Source organism: Vreelandella sedimenti (assembly GCF_013416325.1).
In the GTDB taxonomy this organism is placed as follows: domain Bacteria; phylum Pseudomonadota; class Gammaproteobacteria; order Pseudomonadales; family Halomonadaceae; genus Vreelandella; species Vreelandella sedimenti.
Window position 1 is genome coordinate 1 of record NZ_JACCGK010000015.1, and the last position, 17,488, is coordinate 17,488.

Annotated in this window: 16 protein-coding genes; 6 read left to right on the forward strand and 10 right to left on the reverse strand. The window is 54.7% G+C overall.

Annotated elements, in window-relative coordinates:
- Positions 1 to 1,183: PqqD family peptide modification chaperone (locus HZU72_RS16705; RefSeq protein ID WP_180094111.1), on the reverse strand; the 1,183-nt coding region annotated here is incomplete at its 3' end.
- The gene (locus HZU72_RS16710) at positions 1,167 to 1,415 is read right to left on the reverse strand and encodes a hypothetical protein (RefSeq protein WP_180094113.1); all 249 of its coding nucleotides are present in this window, start codon (positions 1,413 to 1,415) and stop codon (positions 1,167 to 1,169) included. The genes HZU72_RS16710 and HZU72_RS16705, both read right to left, overlap by 17 nt.
- 344 nt (positions 1,416 to 1,759) lie before the next feature.
- Between HZU72_RS16710 and HZU72_RS16715 the strand changes: the two genes are divergently transcribed.
- Genes HZU72_RS16715 through HZU72_RS16730 form a run of 4 tightly spaced genes read left to right on the forward strand, consistent with a single transcriptional unit; the run spans position 1,760 to position 6,231 of the window.
- Positions 1,760 to 2,446: a carboxypeptidase regulatory-like domain-containing protein gene (locus HZU72_RS16715; RefSeq protein ID WP_180094115.1), complete on the forward strand. Its 687-nt coding sequence runs from the start codon at positions 1,760 to 1,762 to the stop codon at positions 2,444 to 2,446.
- 50 nt (positions 2,447 to 2,496) lie between these two features.
- Complete coding sequence (locus HZU72_RS16720; RefSeq protein ID WP_180094117.1) at positions 2,497 to 4,866, forward strand: bifunctional diguanylate cyclase/phosphodiesterase; 2,370 nt, start codon at positions 2,497 to 2,499, stop codon at positions 4,864 to 4,866.
- Positions 4,863 to 5,753, forward strand: coding sequence for a DUF3034 family protein (locus tag HZU72_RS16725; protein WP_235976157.1), 891 nt, complete (start codon positions 4,863 to 4,865; stop codon positions 5,751 to 5,753). Before HZU72_RS16720 ends, HZU72_RS16725 begins: the two co-directional genes overlap by 4 nt.
- Before the next feature lie 10 nt (positions 5,754 to 5,763).
- Positions 5,764 to 6,231, forward strand: coding sequence for a group I truncated hemoglobin (locus tag HZU72_RS16730; RefSeq protein ID WP_180094119.1), 468 nt, complete (start codon positions 5,764 to 5,766; stop codon positions 6,229 to 6,231).
- Here the strand turns inward: HZU72_RS16730 and HZU72_RS16735 are convergent.
- From HZU72_RS16735 to HZU72_RS16745, 4 genes are all read right to left on the reverse strand, one after another.
- Positions 6,215 to 7,267, reverse strand: a complete 1,053-nt coding sequence (locus HZU72_RS16735) for a GGDEF domain-containing protein (protein ID WP_208458133.1) — start codon at positions 7,265 to 7,267, stop codon at positions 6,215 to 6,217. The two genes, HZU72_RS16730 and HZU72_RS16735, sit on opposite strands and share 17 nt — an antisense overlap.
- 92 nt (positions 7,268 to 7,359) lie before the next feature.
- The gene (locus HZU72_RS16740) at positions 7,360 to 7,875 is read right to left on the reverse strand and encodes a hypothetical protein (protein WP_235976158.1); all 516 of its coding nucleotides are present in this window, start codon (positions 7,873 to 7,875) and stop codon (positions 7,360 to 7,362) included.
- Between the two features lie 202 nt (positions 7,876 to 8,077).
- Complete coding sequence (gene ccoM / locus HZU72_RS24055) at positions 8,078 to 8,200, reverse strand: cytochrome c oxidase subunit CcoM (RefSeq protein ID WP_263364941.1); 123 nt, start codon at positions 8,198 to 8,200, stop codon at positions 8,078 to 8,080.
- A 132-nt stretch (positions 8,201 to 8,332) separates the two neighbouring features.
- Complete coding sequence (locus tag HZU72_RS16745; RefSeq protein WP_180094124.1) at positions 8,333 to 8,851, reverse strand: FKBP-type peptidyl-prolyl cis-trans isomerase; 519 nt, start codon at positions 8,849 to 8,851, stop codon at positions 8,333 to 8,335.
- A 114-nt stretch (positions 8,852 to 8,965) separates the two neighbouring features.
- Between HZU72_RS16745 and HZU72_RS16750 the strand changes: the two genes are divergently transcribed.
- On the forward strand, positions 8,966 to 10,327 hold the full coding sequence (locus HZU72_RS16750) for an AmpG family muropeptide MFS transporter (protein ID WP_180094126.1): 1,362 nt from the start codon (positions 8,966 to 8,968) through the stop codon (positions 10,325 to 10,327).
- Between the two features lie 19 nt (positions 10,328 to 10,346).
- On the opposite strand, the gene HZU72_RS16755 is transcribed toward HZU72_RS16750, so the two are convergent.
- Both HZU72_RS16755 and HZU72_RS16760 read right to left on the reverse strand, forming a co-directional pair.
- The gene (locus HZU72_RS16755) at positions 10,347 to 12,164 is read right to left on the reverse strand and encodes an SEC-C domain-containing protein (RefSeq protein ID WP_180094127.1); all 1,818 of its coding nucleotides are present in this window, start codon (positions 12,162 to 12,164) and stop codon (positions 10,347 to 10,349) included.
- A 137-nt stretch (positions 12,165 to 12,301) separates the two neighbouring features.
- Positions 12,302 to 13,543 carry an ABC1 kinase family protein gene (locus HZU72_RS16760; protein WP_180094129.1) on the reverse strand — a complete coding sequence of 414 codons (1,242 nt, stop codon included), beginning with the start codon at positions 13,541 to 13,543 and terminating at the stop codon, positions 12,302 to 12,304.
- A 190-nt stretch (positions 13,544 to 13,733) separates the two neighbouring features.
- Here HZU72_RS16760 and HZU72_RS16765 point away from each other — a divergent pair, with 190 nt between their 5' ends.
- Positions 13,734 to 15,656: a DNA topoisomerase III gene (locus tag HZU72_RS16765; protein ID WP_180094131.1), complete on the forward strand. Its 1,923-nt coding sequence runs from the start codon at positions 13,734 to 13,736 to the stop codon at positions 15,654 to 15,656.
- Positions 15,657 to 15,764: 108 nt separating this feature from the next.
- On the opposite strand, the gene HZU72_RS16770 is transcribed toward HZU72_RS16765, so the two are convergent.
- Together HZU72_RS16770 and HZU72_RS16775 are read right to left on the reverse strand one after the other, a co-directional pair.
- The gene (locus HZU72_RS16770) at positions 15,765 to 16,280 is read right to left on the reverse strand and encodes an MgtC/SapB family protein (protein WP_009286495.1); all 516 of its coding nucleotides are present in this window, start codon (positions 16,278 to 16,280) and stop codon (positions 15,765 to 15,767) included.
- Positions 16,281 to 16,512: 232 nt separating this feature from the next.
- The gene (locus HZU72_RS16775; protein WP_180094133.1) at positions 16,513 to 17,418 is read right to left on the reverse strand and encodes a LysR substrate-binding domain-containing protein; all 906 of its coding nucleotides are present in this window, start codon (positions 17,416 to 17,418) and stop codon (positions 16,513 to 16,515) included.
- Positions 17,419 to 17,488 lie beyond the last annotated feature (70 nt).

The window sequence follows — 17,488 nt, forward strand, 5'->3', positions numbered from 1 at the left end:
CTGAGGTACTATGAGAAATCCAGGCTAGCAATAAAGACATATCTTTGGAAACCTGTTCACGGGAAACTGGCATAAAAAACTCGGCCAATGTTTTACTTAGTTCGTCTATATCCATTGCTTCATTTTGCAATAGCAGCCACACGGCGCGGCTAGTGACATTCATGCGGTGAATCGCACCGCCATCTTCGACAATCACAAATAGTTCATCGCCCAAGGAGTATTCATGGGCCGCTTTACAGGCCCGCCAACAACGCTGATCGCTTCTCTCCAATGCAGCTGCTTCAGGCATTGACGCTGCCTGCGAGGGTGGTGTGTAAGTTGATGGCTGGTCGTGTAGCGCCCGCTTAAGCTCACGACCTACAAACTCTGCTGCTTGGTAAGCATCTGAGTAGCGCAGTAAAAAACAGGGAATACGCTTAACCAAGGGCAAAAACTTGGTGATCAGTACCTGTTCGGAAAGCGTATCAGCAAAGTTCTGCTTTAGCAGCTGCCATAACCCCTCCCCGTGCTGAAGCGATGATAATTTGGGAGTGGTGACACTATTGTCACGGTCAATTAATATGATCGCACCTATGGGCCGCTTCACACCATGGTGCGCCAGTAGCCTTTCATCCAGCACTAAATAACCGTAGCGGTGATCGCTTGGGCCTTGATGTGCGCTGACAAAATCCTGAAATCCGGCATTAATAGAATCAGGGAGAGGCAAACGAAGCCTTGGCGCAATGCCAAGCGACACGCCTTCCCCTTCAGGCGTTAATGCCAACACGTCGTCACCGAATACTCGATACCCTGTGGCCGCAAACGCAGACGTCAGCGTACTTTTACCGGCACGGTGCGATTCAGGGAAAATCACTAGCTGACCATTTATCTCGGCAGAGCCACAGTGCAACCCAATATAATTAGGCTGTTTACGCAAAAAAGCACCCGCTACATCTGCAATAACACTACAGGCTGCGCCTACCGCCGTTTCAAGCCACATGCCTCTGGGCAGCGCATTCGCCTGTTGCCAGTAGCCCTCTTCTTGCTGCCAAACGCAGATATCAGGCTCAACAGATTGGCGTGGGCACTCAGTTAATGCCCAGCCGGGCATCGCCGCTTGAAGAACGGGCAACAAGGGTTGCGCACCTACCAGTCGGATACAGGGGCCTATACCGGGAAGCGAATAGTCAGTCACTGAGTTCATGGCCATTATCACCAGCGATGCGGAAGTAGACGGCTAATGCGCAATTCAATAACCCCATCGCGCTCCCAGCGTCGACGTTCACGACGTCCGTAGGGGCGTGAATAATCAGACCTAGAATAGCTGGGTCTAGAGTAGCTAGGTTTTGAATAGCTGGGTCTTGAATAACTGGGTCTTGAATAGCTAGGCCTAGAATGACCTCGATGTTGGCCGCTAGGCCTAGAGCGATGATCATGAGCCTGCGCTTGATTCATCGACAGCAGCATCGGAGCTACATAGAGTGCCGCTGCGCCCAAGCCTAAACTGGTTAACACCTGCCGACGAGAGCGGCGCTGCTTTAATAGGGTTGGCGTTGCATCGTTGTTCATCTCTCTTCTCCACAGTTAACGAACACCGTTTTACAATATTCACTTTAACCACTGCGCCTTTAGAGCACCACTCCACAAGTGTGCTTTCCCTATTGTTTACTCTTTTTGGCAAATGTTGGCTTACCGTTAAGCCAAAGGCATGACTTTCTTGCATAATCCATCCACTATTAGGCTTAACACTTTGCCAGCTTAATGCGGGATGCCGACCTCTATGCCAAAGCCAACACTACGACGTCGCCCTTTTAGAGGGTTTATCAGTGCATACACAGCCCCGCTATTGGCACTGGCAGTAATCATCCTAATTGTCCCCAACGCTAACGCCGCGCAAATAACTATAAGCAGTTCTGATGGCCAGCCGCTTGAGAACGCAGTCGTTGAGATTTACTATACTTCGGAGGCGAATCCCCCCCAAGAAGAGAACATCTATCAACGTGATGCTACCTTCCACCCCAAAGTACTAACCGTTCCTAGCGGCAGCCATGTGGCATTTCCCAACCAAGATACAACCCGTCATCATGTGTATTCTTTTTCACCGGCCAAAACCTTTGATTTAAATCTATACCTGCAAGAAACGCCGCCACCGGTGCACTTAGATCAAGCCGGCATTGTCGTTTTAGGATGCAATATTCACGACCATATGCAGGCTTTTATTGTTGTCAGTGACGCCCCCTACGCGGCGACAACGGACGCCGAGGGCATACTTACGCTGCCGGCGCTGCCATCTGGTGAGCATCGTGTGCGCGTTTGGCACCCGCGTCTTGATGACAGCCAGCAAGTCTGGTGGGAAGGCATCATTACCGATACCGACCAATTGGAAGTCAGATTAGAACTCAACGCGCTACCACCCCCTGCGCCAACACTCTCTCCCCTTCAGCAGCGATTTAAAGATGCCACTTAAGTCTCTATCAGTGTTAAGGAGGTGGCGATCAGCCACTTAGTGAGGTTGCTATGCGCTTTAGAACGCACCTGATGCTCGTACTACTGACAGTGGTGATTGTCTCGCAACTTGCCACAGGGATGGCGTTTCTCCGCGCGACCCAAAATGACGTTATCGCTAAAGGTTCACAGCGCTTAGAAGTAGGCGCCAAAGTGCTTAACCAGTTGCTGGATGCCCGCGGTGAGCAGTTAGCTAATAACGTCGCCATCCTCGCCGATGACTTCGGTTTTAAAAGCGCCGTTTCCACTCAGGACACCGAAACACTCTACTCCGTATTGGCCAACCATGGTGATCGAGTCAAGGCGGATATCGTGTTACTCAGTGGCCTGGACGGGCGTATTTTGGCCAGCAGCCATCACGCGCAAAATAGCCCAATGCCTTTCCCGCAACTGCTCGATCGTGCCCGTCAAGAGGGCGAAGCCGTTAGTGTTGTCATCGCTGAGGGACAGCCGTATGAGTTTGCCCTGCTCCCCGTGCGTGCCCCAAACCTGATTGGCTGGGTGGGTATGGGTTTTTTAATCAATGAAGCGTTAACGGAAGAGATTAATGCATTAACCGGGTTGGACATTAGCGTAGTTAACTATCGCGATAACGGCGAGATCAGCTACCTTGCCAGCTCTCATCCCGAGCAACTGGCCCAGGAGTTAATGAGCGGGCGTGACGATGAGCTAATCGCAGGCGAATATGCCTTACACAGCCAGATGACGCCGGATGCCGAGTACCTGACCTACGCGACTCAGTTCTACTCCGATGACGTCAACCAGGCCTATGCGCTGTTACAACTCTCACGCAACGAGTTGCTTGGCGCTTACCGCTCGCTGCAGTGGCAATTGCTGGGGATCATTGCTCTGATTCTGCTGTTTACCGTACTCATAGCCATGTGGAGCGCGCGGAGCATGAGCAAACCGCTAATGGAACTGGCGAAGGCGGCTCAGCGCATTGGACGCGGAGAGCGTTTTACCGAGCTACCCATTGGTACTGAGCGAAGTGAAACGGGTCTTTTGGCGTCGACACTGCTCGCCATGCAGGAGGGCATCGCTCAGCGCGAGGCGACGCTTCATCACCAGTCCCGCCACGACCTTCTTACCGACTTGCCCAATCGCATCAGCGCCCAGGAAGATATCAGCCTTTTGATCAAACGCGGTGAGCCGTTTACCCTTCTGCGCCTGGCAATTAACAACTTTCGCGACATTAATGACACCTTCGGCTATGCGCTGGGGGATCACGTGCTGGTTACCCTGGCCAAGCGCTTGCAGCACTTTGATGGCTCGGAGAGCACAGCCTACCGGCTTGATGGTGAAGAGCTGCTGCTGCTCGTCAAGCAGTCAAGAAGCGACTTTGCCTGGCGTACCCGACTATTCACTAGGCTGCATCACCCTATCGATCTTGATCAATCACCCATCACACCCTCACTTTCAGCGGGTGAAACAAATTACCCCGACCATGGCGACAGCCCACAACTGCTGATGCGGCGATCCGATATAGCATTGGATATGGCGCGTCGTCACCGACACCACCATCAGCGCTACCTGGAGGGCCAGGATGAGCACCATTTACGCCAGCTCACCTTGATTCGGGATCTACAGGATGCGGTGGGTAACGGTGAGCTGTGGATGGCCTACCAGCCCAAAGTAGGCACCCGTAACGGTCGTGTCGATCAGTGCGAAGCGTTGATGCGCTGGCGCCACCCCTCATTGGGTTTTGTCCCCCCCGATGAGTTCATTAGCCTGGCCGAACGCTCGGGGAGTATCAGCATGCTTAGCCACTGGATGTTGGCCAATGTCTGCGCTCAGCTGCATGCTTGGCAGCAACGTGGTTATCATTTATCCGTAGCGGTTAATCTCTCCGCCAGTGATGTAATGGATCGCCAATTAGCCACTTATTTAGCCAGCTTACTTGAGCGCTATCGCCTTGCCCCTGCCCGCCTGAGTATCGAAGTCACTGAAAGTGCCGTTATGCAGGACGTTGATGCCGCTATGGCCACGTTGATAGAGCTCAACCAGCTAGGGCTGCGTATTGCGATTGATGATTACGGCACTGGCTACTCTTCCCTCGCGCAAATCAAACGTCTACCCGTGGATGAACTCAAGATCGATAAGTCTTTCGTGCTGGCGATTGACTCCCAAAAAGATGACTTAACCATTGTCAGCTCAACTATCGAAATGGGCCACAGTTTAGGACTGCGCTTAGTGGCCGAAGGCGTTGAGAATCGCGCCAGCGCCGAGCTGTTAAGCAAGCTTGACTGTGACTATTTACAGGGGTATTGGATTGCTAAACCTATGCCAGCGGATGAACTTCCCGCTTGGCTGGATAATTTTACGCCGCTGTCATTGCCCCACCCGATGTCTTCCATACTTAAGACGTTCCAGAAAAAGCCATGATGTTATTTCAGTCTATGTTTTCGCCCCCCACCGCCCCCTTTCGACACTCCCTTTCCGGCTACCTTGCACCCTGCTTAGCGGTCTGTTTAGCATTTGCGGCCGCAACCTCCTCTGCCGGTAGCCGTATTGTAGGTACCGGTGGGGTAAGTGCCATTGAAGGGGCCGCGGGAGGAGGTTTATCGCCTTGGGCAGTGCTGACCAGCACCGCCAGCGAACAGGAAATAGGCGTCACTGCTGCCGCTACCCGCGCCTGGGTGGACGATTATCGGCTAACGGTGACCGGCGCTAGTCTGAATGTTTATGACCGTATTGAAGTCTCTGTGGCGCGTCAAACGCTTGACCTAGATACCCTGGGTGGCGAGCTAGGCCAGGATATTTACGGTGCTAAAGTGCGCTTGCTCGGCGATGTGCTCTATCACCCTTGGGGCATTTGGAGTGTTGGGATGCAACATAAACAACTGATTGATGGCACCATTCCCACCGCCCTCGGTGCCGATAAAACAAGCGGTACCGATGTGTATCTTAGCGCCAGCAAGCTGCTGTTTAGTGCTGTTGCCGGGCGCAATGTGCTACTCAACGCCACCCTGCGCAATACCAATGCCAACCAGGGCGGTCTGCTTGGCTTTGGCGGCGAGCAGAGAAGCCGCTCGTGGATGGCCGAGGGGAGCGTGGGCGTTTTTATTACCCCGCAATGGGTTGTCGGTGCAGAGTATCGTCAGAAACCCGATAACCTAATCGTAGCTAAAGAGGATGATTGGCAAAGTCTCTACAATGCCTACTTCTTCAATAAGCACTTATCACTCACGGGCGCGTGGTTGAACTTAGGCGACATTGCCGGCCTACCTTCCCAACGCGGCGGCTATCTTTCACTTCAGGCAGCTTTCTAAGCGGGGCGCTATGAGCTTTCCACACAAATACAATCGGACACACCGTGGTTTAATAGCGGTTATTTTTGCAACAATCGCAATTACCCTCGCAGGCTGCACTCATCAGTCAGCCACTCAATCAACAACGCTTTACGAACGGCTTGGCGGTCAGGGCACTATCGACACGGTGGTCGAGAATCTCTTATACCGAATTGCGGATGATCTCGAAGTAGTGGTGTTTTTTGCTAACACCAATATCGATTTATTTGCTGAATCCCTGGCCAGCCAGCTATGCGATGTAAGCGATGGCCCCTGCCGCTATGAAGGCCCGCCGATGGGTCGTGCTCATCAACATATGGGGCTAACAGATGCGCATTTTAATCGCTTGGTGGAACATCTCGATGCGGCTATGCAGGCGCAGGGTATTGCCCTTGGCGCGCGTAATGAACTGTTGGGCAGACTCGCCCCTATGTACGCAGACGTTATGCGTCTTCAGTAACCTGCCAGCCGTCACGGCCCATCGCTTTTACCCGGTAGAGTGCTTTGTCAGCGGCTTCGTAAGCGTTGGGAAACGTTGCTTCATCGGCCACAAAACAGCTACCACCAACGCTTAACGTCACGCCTTTTTGATCCGGATGGGCGGGGTGAGCAAAACCAGCTTCCCGCAGCCCTTCAATTAACTGGCGGCAGTAACGCTTCAGCGTGTCAGTGTTCGGGCAGTGAAGTAGTGCCGCGAACTCATCGCCTCCCAAGCGGTAGAGCTGCGCTTCATCATTCAGAGTTTCACCAATCAATGTGGCCAATTGGCGCAAAAGGGTATCGCCTTGCGGATGCCCATAGGCATCGTTGTACTGTTTAAAAAAGTCGATGTCGACCAGAATCAGTCCCAACGATTGATGCTGCTGCGCCAACACATCATGGTGCAAAGCGCTGCGATTACCGATCCCGGTGAGCGGGTCGCGCATGGCGCGCTTTATCCACTCGAAGGTCTCTTGGGTGGCACGATCTGTGCGTTTTAGCTGGCGCTCATGGAGCCACCAAAACGCCAATCCCATCACAAAGATCAATAAACTGGAGTAAGTCAGCACCTGACTATGCTGACGGGTGCTTTCGGAAAAGTCGTTAATCGCTGCGCCCCGGCGATCAAGCTGATTCATCTCAATATAGGTTAAGCATTGAATCGGTGCGAACAACGCCATCGCCGCAGCGACACGGTCAATACCCCGCGTCACGAACAGTGCCGCCAGCCGATCTAACTCCTTCAAACTAGGCTCAGCGCAGGTATATTCACGCCGATAAATGTGCACATCGGTTAAGCCGTAGGCCAGGTCAATATCCAAGGTGGCGGCATCCAGCGCATCTTGCTCTGCCTGGTCACTCAATAGCTCGGATTGGGCATTTTGTAGGTAGACCCGTGCCCGAGTAGAAAGCTGCTGACCTGTAAGACTCCCCGTCTGGCTGAAATAACCCTGTATTTCGGGGTATACCCAGCGTGATTCATAAACAATCAGCACCATAAGTGCCAAAAAGCTCATCAAGCTCAACGATAACCACGTAAAATAGCGGTGCTGGCGAGCTAAAGGCCGGGGACGAACTGTTGGCTGCGCGACAGGCCTGGTTTTGGATGTCACCACTTTGCCTCTATGCTACGAATCATCCAGATCCAGTCATTGAACTCACGCAGGTTTTCTACGTCGCGATCACCATTGCCCTGATTATTGTAGTCACGTTCTACCAGCCGCACAGGACCTCGCGTGCGGATGGTGAGCGGATCGCCATCCTCAGAGCTAATCAGGTACCAGTTAGGGTCGTCCCACCCTTCTAAGGTCACCTCGTAGTCGTCCCAGGCAGTAAAATGAAGCGCGGGGGGTACTTCGCCAAACTGTTCAATCAGAAAGGTGCGAAACTCGACGCCCTGCATCTCCACATCGCGCCCTTGATAGGGGTCATAGAGTGTAAACGTCGTATCGGACATGGCATGTAAATCACTTAAAGCAACCTTTTGAGTGACATCGCCGTTGATCATATTCAATGCCTGGGCAAAGGCAGTCGCGGGAAGTGTTATGCCCACGACAATTAACGCGCACGCTAATCGATCACGTACACGACCCCACGGGCTGCGGTGTAAGGCAACTGCGTTCATGGCAAAGCTTCCTAGTGTAGTCATTGCTTCAATGAACTTTACCAGAGCACGCTTTGCATTGCTCATCAACGCACCGCTATGCGATTTCAACTTTTCAGCACATTTCAGGCAAAAAAAAGCCAGCCCATGGTGGGCTGGCAACAGGAGGTTTACTGCGTTAGCAAACCCCCTCCCCTGACAAGGTTTACATGAGGTGTGAAAGCTACTTCTTACGCTCATCTTTACGTAGATGATCACGAATCACGAAGCCCACCCACCCCAGCATAAAAACGATTACTAACGCGACGGTCACTAAGCCGAAAATAACTGTGTCATCCCAATACATGGTGAATCCCCCGCCGTGATGTATGTGCTCATACTAGCCACTCAGCGGCAGAAGAATGCTGACCTAGATCAAGTTACGGACGGCGGGGGTAAGCGGTTAAACAAGAAATTGATACTGATCAATTTTTGGGTGCTACAGCACCTTACGGTCTTCAACTTTACTGTGTTCGGTACCTGGCGGTAACGGATGGCCTTTGGCTAATTCTGCACGGGTAGCTTCGCGTACGTCTAAAATGGTTACTTTATAGTTCAGCGTGCGCCCGGCCAGGGGGTGATTGGTATCGACGGTAACGCGGTCGCCATCGACTTCCAGTACCGTAACAATTTGCGGCCCGGCTTCGCCCTCAGTTTGAAAACGGCTGCCCGGGTCCAACTCAGCGTTACCAAATGAGCCACGGCTGACTTCTTGAACCAAATCTTCGTTACGCACACCGTAGGCATCAGCAGGCATTAGTTGAACGCTGAGTTCGGCGCCAACGGTTTGACCTGCTAGCGCACTCTCCAACCCTGGCACGATATTGTCGTGGCCATGCAAGTACTCTAACGGCTTATTGCGCGCTTGGGAGTCATCCAATACCTGCTTGCTGCCATCGTTGAGCACGTCGCTGAGGACATAGTGCAAGGTAACTACCTGATGCGCCGTAATCGACATGGAAAACTCCTCTCCGGTAAGCTGTCGGTTTTGTGATAGAACTTTGGAATAGAAACACTGCTTCAGTTTATCACTTGGCCGTTGCCAGCGTCTTTCCACCAGGAGTAGCGTTTAATGTTAAACCCCACCCCCCAGCGCAGTTGGCTTGCCGCGCTGGCGATTTATTGTCGTGCACCCGTTATTACCATGCTGTTTTTGGGGTTTTCTGCAGGCTTGCCCTTTTTATTAGTGTTTTCAACGCTCTCCGCCTGGCTGCGTAGCGACGGCGTGGAGGTAGCGGCCATTGGCTTTTTTGCCTGGATTGGCATGCTCTACTCGATCAAGTTTTTCTGGGCGCCGGTGGTCGACCGGTTAGCGCTCCCGATTTTGACCCGCGCCTTCGGCCAGCGCCGCGGCTGGATGCTGTTAGCCCAGGGGTTGATCGTTTCAGGGTTAGTGGGGCTGGCCAGTTTGAGCCCAGTGGGTAATCTCGGCTGGGTGGCCCTCTTTGCACTGCTGGTGGCGTTTGGTTCAGCGACGCAGGATATCGCTATCGATGCCTATCGCATTGAGTCCGCCGATGACGATGTCCAGGCCGCCATGGCCTCGACCTATATTATTGGCTATCGCGGTGGCTTACTTGCTGCCGGCGCAGGTGCGCTGTATATCGCGGCGTCTGCCTCTTGGGATGTGGCCTACCTGAGCATGGCGGCACTAATGGGTATTGGCGTTCTCACCGTGCTGCTGCGCCCTGAACCTAAGCGCGCCTCGCTTTCTATTCAACTTATCCATGAACCTAAGGTCCGGGCGTTTATTCGCGCCAGCCGCGGTAAGCCCAAACTGTTACGCCGCCTGGGTGCCTGGAGCATTGGTGCGCTCGTCTGTCCGTTTACCGACTTTTTTCGCCGCTATGGAGTGAAAGCGCTGTGGATTTTGGTGTTTATTGCCGTATTTAGAATCAGCGATTTGGCCATGGCCTCCATGGCCAACCCGCTGTATATCGACCTGGGCTTTTCGCTGGCAGAGATTGCTAACGTGACCAATATATTCGGCATTGCGATGAGCATTACCGGTGGAATTCTAGGCGGGCTATGCGTGGCGCGCTACGGCATTGGCCCGCTGCTGATCTTCGGCGCGGGGTTGGTGATGGTGACTAACCTGCTGTTTGCCGTGCTTGCCGTGGTGGGTAATCAGTTGCCCATGCTGGTGGTGACGATTATCGGCGATAATCTTGCCAACGGCTTAGCCAGTGCGGTGTTTATCGCCTTTCTTTCCAGTCTCACATCACGCGCCTATACTGCAACGCAGTACGCGCTGTTCTCATCACTAATGACGCTGCCAGGAAAGTTTTTGAGCGGTTTTGGTGGGCTGGTCGTAACCTCTCAGGGCTACCCAAGCTTCTTTGTCATCGCAACGTTACTGGGCCTTCCCGCCATTATCTTGGCAATTTGGATCAGTCGAGACAAGCAGCTAGTGCCTACCCCCAAGCCTGCTTAAACAGGCTTGAAGGTTTAGGCTAGCGGTGTGTTTCGAGCCAGTCCAAGGCCCCTGGCGTAGTCCGCCACTGATCGCGCATCAAGGTGCGGTACTGCCACGCTTCCGCCCGGGAGCCGGGGTCAACCTGACCATCGGGGTGAGGCATGGAAGGCCGCGGACTATCTGCACAAATTAGCTCTAACGCGTAGCGGTTATGGCCAAGCACATCGCCTAGCGCCGCTTCTGCCGCCTCGCGCTGCTCTAACCGATAGAGTGCCAGGGCTTTACCCATTAAAAGCCCCAACACCAATGAGCCGTCGTCGTCATTCTCTTCCGCAAGTGCCAACGCTTCCTCGTTGCGATCATCGCGCAGCAACTGGTCAAGTACCAGCTCCCGCAGCCCTAAGCTATCTTCCTGGTCGATCAGCAGTAGCTCTTCGGCCAACTCGCGGGAGTGCTGACGCGCGCCGCGCTCCATGCCGACCACCAGCGCTAGCCCTGTGCGTAGCAACATGGCGTTGTTGGCATCGTCCCAGCACAAGTTGCCGTCGCCTTCAGCGCGGGCTTGTTCCAACCAGCGCGAGAGGCGAAGCGCCAGTGGCTCCAGTAGGCTTGGGGCCATCCACGGCAGGCTGCCAAAGCGGCTGGTGAGCGCCAACGTTAAGTCCTGCACTACCTGTGGGGCGTCCAGCCACTCAGGATGTGCACAGAGTGCCGACATCCACTCAATGGCGTTGCCCCAGGGATCATCGCGGAAGCCCAACGCTACGTCTTCATCAACCAACACCTGAAACTGCTCATGCCAAGCGGCAAACAAGGTCTCTTCACGAGCACTGGTGTTATATAGCAATCGCCCACTTTCAGGGTCAGCGCTCACATCGATTTTGGGGGCAATGGGCAGCGCGGCCAGCAATGCCTGAAGCGCTACCAGCGGCGTTGCCAGATCCTCTTCCGCACTAAGCAACTGATCGGCAAGCGTCGCACCGGGGTTATCCGCCAACGCGGCTAAAAAATCCAGCTGATCTTCATCCAGGTCACCCTGGCGAACCAGGCGACGATACCAGAAGTTGGCGCGCTCTTTGGCTTCCTGTTCATGCCCTTCATGCAGCAATAGCATGGCTTCGATGTAGGCCAAGGTAGGCGAATCGGGTAGCGCCTGCTGAGCTTTCACAAAGGCACCACGAGCACTATCCAAATCATCGTTATCCAAGTGCATCAGGCATAAACGCTCAAGAGCCACGCCGCGCAAAAACAGCGGCCCCCGTTCCATTACATCATCAAGCAGGTCAGCACGTTTACGGCTAAAGCCGCGCTCTTGATAAATATCCAAAAGGATTTCAAAGGCGGGTTCGGCCTGTTCGGGCAGTCGTGACCAATCGCTGCCATCGAACAGCGATTCAAGGATTTGCATAGCGCGGCCCGTCTGGCCGCTTTCAGCAGCAATCAACCCGGCTTCCAGTAGCGCTTGAGCCGGAGCCTGTTGGCTATCCAACGCGGCTTTCAGGGTCGCGCCCTTCCATTCGCGCAGCGAGAGCATCCACATCATCTGATCGGGAATCTCGGTAGGGAACTCAACCTGATAGCAACACTGCTTGAATTTGCGCCCTGAGTCGCACCAGCAGGGTTCATTACGCCCTGGCGTGGCGAGGGGCTCACAGGCGAAGTCGAGCCGCTCTAGTGGTGTTTGCGACCACAGCACTGGCGCCAGCGCTTGGGCCATGGCCACATCGCCTTCAAATGAATCCGCGCCTTTGGCGCGCACCCAGGTCATAAAATCCGGATAGTGTTCTTGTTGCCTGATTGCCGAGAGTGCCCCGGAGGCGAATCCCAGCAGCTGATCGACCCATACCGCCAGCATTGCCGTCTCCATGTTGTGACAGGATGGCTTGTTAAACGATGTCGTGTTCAACGATATCGAATTAAACAATGACCTGTTTAAAAGCGGCATAGTTTAGCATGAAGGCCGACATGGTCGCAGTGGCAATCGGTTGATCATTAATAGGCTCGTTGTAATAGCGGAAGCGTGCGCTCGTGCATATTCAGTCGCGCGCCCAAACGCACTAAATTCCAATAGTGGCCGTTCAGCGCCCGGGAAAGCAGCAGCGTTTCTGCAGGAGGCTGTAGGCGATCCATCGCCGCCCACACTTTAGGGGTTAGCTCGCGCAGACGACGGTGCACCCGCACATCGCTGAAATCCTGCTCGCCTGGCTCAAACAGTGGCGCGATACATTCAGCGGATTCACGATAGAGCGCCAACGGTGCGCCCTGCCCCTGGCGGCCACCCATTTGCATCAAGGCTTCGTCCATCCCCATGGGGTCATGCTTCAAGGTGGCATCCAACAGTTGCATCATCGCCCTTATGCGCGCATCGGGGACCGCAATTACCGCGCCCAAATCGTAAATCACCAGTCGCCCTTGGGCATCGGCGGCGAAATTACCCGCGTGGGGGTCGGCGTGTAGTTCGCCGTAGGCAAACAGCTCTTGGGTAATCCAGTCCGCTAATGTCTTGGCAATGCCCTGGCGCGTCGCGTCATCTGCCTCGGCTAATTCGCGCAATGGCGTTCCTTCCACGTAGCGCATCACCAGGACATGGGGGCCGGAGAGCGCTGGCAAAGGCTCGGGAATCATTAGCCGTGGATCATCCTTATAGCGCTCACGGTAACGGGCCAACGCAGCAGCTTCGGCGTGATAATCCAGTTCCCCACGCAGGCTTTCGGCGAGCTCTTCAAACAGCGCGTCCAAGCGCGCCTGGGGCACTTTAAACCAGCGGCCTAAACGCATAATGCGTCGCACCTGGATTAAATCGCTCTCCAAAACCTCAGCAAGGCCGGGGTACTGCACCTTGAGCACGACCGTTTCTCCCTCATGGGTGGTCGCGCGGTGAACCTGCCCCATAGAGGCGCTGGCAAAGGGGCGCTCCTCGACTTCGCTGAAATAGTGGTCAATGTCGCCGTACTGCTGAACCAGCGCTTCATGAATACGTGGCCAGGGCATCGGTGCGGCCTGGCGCTGCAGGCGGCCAAGCTCCTCGGCGAGATCGGGAGGCAACAGGTCGTCCCACTGGGACATAATTTGGGCAAGCTTCATAGCTGGGCCTTTAAGCTCTGAAAGCCCCTCAAACAGCGCTTCGCCCAGGGCTCGCCAATCCGCTTGGCCACCTAAACGGGTTTTCAGCAGCGCTCCACCGGTGCGTGCACCCAATCCCATTAAACGTCGTGTTCTGCCTCGATCACGCATTTGCTGTCTCTCCTGGTTACTCAACTCACCACTTAACTAAGCCGAATTATTTATACAAAATATATACAATAAAAATATTTTGGAAATAGTTGGCATCACTATACATCCCCCTACGACTCCTTGCTCTATATAGATCAATGGGTCTGCTACCATAGGCGCCATCAAAGGATACGATGAAGGCTTCGCTGCTATGCGCCTGATAATTGCCGAAAAACCCAGCCTCGCCCAAGCCATTGCCGAGGCGTTACCGGGCACTAGCAAACGCCAGGAGGGCGCGGTGCTATGTGGCGACACCACGGTCACTTGGTGCCTAGGGCACTTATTAGAACAAGCGCCACCGGAAGCCTATGACCCCGCTGACAAACAGTGGCGGCTGGATCGGCTCCCTATTGTGCCGCAGCAGTGGAAACTCATGCCACGCCCCAAGGCGCGTGGGCAGCTCGCGGTGATCCGCAAGCTGATCAAACAAGCAACGGATGTGGTTCACGCGGGTGACCCTGACCGCGAAGGTCAGCTGCTGGTGCAGGAAGTGATCGAATATATGAAGTATCGCGGCCCGGTACAGCGGCTGCTGATCAGCGACCTTAATAAACCTGCAGTGAGCCGGGCGCTTGCCAAGTTGCGCTCCAACGCCGAATACCAGCCGCTGTTTCAGGCAGCCCAGGCCCGCTCTCGCGCCGACTGGCTGTATGGCATTAACCTAACCCGCGCCTGGACACTCACCGGCCGACAAGCGGGGCACGACGGTGTGCTTTCTGTCGGTCGTGTGCAAACCCCGGTACTGGGATTAATCGTGCGCCGTGATAACGCCATCCGTGACTTTGTGCCCCATCCGTTTTATCCGCTATGGGTGGATCTCAAGGTTGCCCAGGGTCAACTGCGCGCCTGGTGGGCGCCCAAAGAACACCACCCCCTCGATGATCAAGGCCGCTTGATTGACCGCAGGCACGCCGATGCCCTGGCGGCTCAGTTACCCGGCGCATCAGGGCAACTCACCAAGCTCGACCAGCAGGAGAAACGTCAAGCACCGCCTCTGCCCTACTCGCTCTCTGCCTTGCAAGTGGATGCCGCCCGCCGTCACGGGCTTTCCGCGCAGATGGTGCTGGATATTTGTCAGCGGCTTTATGAGCGCCACAAGCTGATCACCTACCCGCGCTCTGATTGCCGCTACCTACCCGAGGAGCATCTTCAGCTTGCCCAGCGCAGCCTGACCAGTGCTTGCCAAAACGATGATGCGCTTCAGCAGTGGCTGAATGGAGCAGACTTTACCCTACGCTCCAAGGCGTGGAACGATAAGCAGGTCGGTGCCCACCACGCGATCGCACCGACCGGAAAACCCGCGGATTTCAGCCAGCTCTCCGCTACCGAAGGCCATGTGTTTCGGTTGATCGTGCGCAACGTGATGGCGCAGTTCTACCGTCCGCTGCGCACCTTCGAAGTCAAAGCCGAATTTACACTGCTTAATGAAGCCTTCCGCGCCCGCGGGCAAAGCATTCTCGACCCCGGCTGGAAACCGCTATTCACTACTCGGGATGAAACACCACCGCTGCCACCACTCACCCAAGGCGAGCCCTGCCAGGCGCTGGGCGCAGGCGTTGAGGAGAAGGAAACCCGCCCGCCGGAACCGTTCACCGATGCCAGCCTGATCAAGGCAATGATGAACATTGGACGTTATGTGGATGATCCCAATGTTCGCCGAACTCTACGCGACACCGATGGCCTGGGCACCGAAGCCACCCGGGCGGGCATTATCGAAACCCTGGTACAGCGCGGCTACCTGGTACGCCAGCACAAAGCCCTGCGCGCCACCAAGCTTGGCACTGCCCTAATCGCCGCCCTGCCCAGTGCCGTAAGCACACCTGAGAGCACCGCGCTATGGGAGCAGCGGCTACGGGCGATTTCCGAACAGCAGGACGACCCTGGCGCGTTTCAGCAGGCGCTGCTGGATGACCTGCGCGGATTACTCACCCACAGCAATGCAGAAAAGCTTAGGCAGAGCCTGCAAACCGCCCAGGGTGAGGCCGGTGGCCCGGCGAAACGCACGGGTAAGCCGAGAAAGAGCTATGCGAGAAGGAAAAGCCCCAGTGGAAGAGAGAAGGCTTCCAACAAATAATAATTATACCGTCTGGGTGTAGTTCCCTGATTATAAAAAGGCGAGGCCTTACCAGAGGATTTAACTCTCTGTTCATTCACGCCCTCTAGTTTTTGCATTCGGCTGCCATCAAATATCGGTATTATCTTCGTCATCGCCCAAGGACGAAGACTTTTTCTTGCTGATTGAACCGGAAAAGAAAGGCACTACATAGAGGACTACCCAGGCCAGCAGCGTACACAAAACCGCCGTCTGCTCGCGTCCTAGGCCTACGGCTATGCCAATTGCCGCCGTCAACCAAACCCCTGCCGCCGTGGTAAGCCCTGACGTACCTTTTTCATCTTTTCGGGTGATGATGGTGCCAGCACAAAGAAAACCGATGCCAGCAATAACGCCTTGGATGACCCGGCTCATTTCCGCATCAGAGATACCCGTTTGCTGAGGTATAAATATAAACAAAGCCGCCCCCATACAAACCAGCATATGGGTGCGTATTCCAGCGGCCTTGCCTCTCTGTTCTCGCTCGAGCCCCAATAGACCGCCTAGTACAGCCGCCAACAGCAAGCGAATCACAACAATAATGAATTCACTCAGGTCATTAAAATCCGAAAACTCGGATATTATAGTATTAATAATTACTTCCATCGTTTCGTTCCTTGACTGCCAGAGCGACGGCTCTTAAATACTATGAGTTGAACTCAGGGAAACAGCATTTCTCACCTGCAGTAGGACGAGCATCAGCTCGGAGCTTCACTTTAGAAGCTCCTTGAACAACAGCGAAGCTTCGAAGGTCATCCAGCAGCGTGGCCTGTTAACCAAGTCAGCAAGGTGGATGGGTAGCTTGCCTATAAGATAACGGTATAAAAGTTCTCCACTATCAATTCATCAACGTACACAACCCACCCGGCACCGCCAACACCCAATCACTGATCGCTTGAATGGTTGGGTCATGCCGTCGGCTTTCTGGATAGACCAGAAAGAACGGTTTGCCCTCGAATTCCGGGCCAAAGGGCTGTACCAAGCGCCCTTCTTCCAACTCATCCTGAATCAACTGTCGGCTCATCAGCGCTACACCCTGCTCCCCAACGGCAGCCGAGATAGCGTGGGTCTCATCAGAAAAGACCAGCCCGGCACTCACGTCCAGCCCAGGCACCTTTGCCTCTTTCTGCCACGTCGCCCAATCCAGTGGTGATGATATGGCCCCCTGACTGCTGAAGTGAATCAATGGATGCAACGGTAGCTGTTCTACCTCGTGTAGACCCAGGCGTGGGCTACAGGTCGGGATAAAGGTGTTATCAAACAGCTTCTCGGCGACCAACCCTGGCCAACGGCCATCGCCATAGCGAATGGCAATGTCTGCCGTTACCCCATCCAGCGGAACCGACTCATGCGAAGCATGAATACGCAGATCAATATCTGGATGGGAGTCACGCAGCATACACACCCAGGGCAGCAACCAGCGCACCGCAACCGCTGGCGTTGTAGAGAGCGTAACGGTTTGGCGAACAGGTACAGCGCTTAGCCGCTCGACGACACTGCTGATGCTATCAAAGGCTGTTTCCAACACTTGCTGCAGCTCCCGGCCCTGAGGTGTCAGCTCCAATTGACGGGGTTTACGCAAAAACAGCGAAACGCCCAGTGCCTCTTCGAGTCCTCGGACTTGGTGGCTAATGGCAGTGGCAGTCACCGACAGCTCTTGTGCGGCCTGCTTAGCGCTTTCATGGCGGGCAGCCGCTTCAAAAGCACGAAGTGACGAAAGAGAGGGTAATCGGCGATGGCTCATGAATGAGTTTCACTCATCTATAGCTGCAAGAAAAGATCGTTTGTTCAGGCTGAAAGGCACAGCCTAAGCT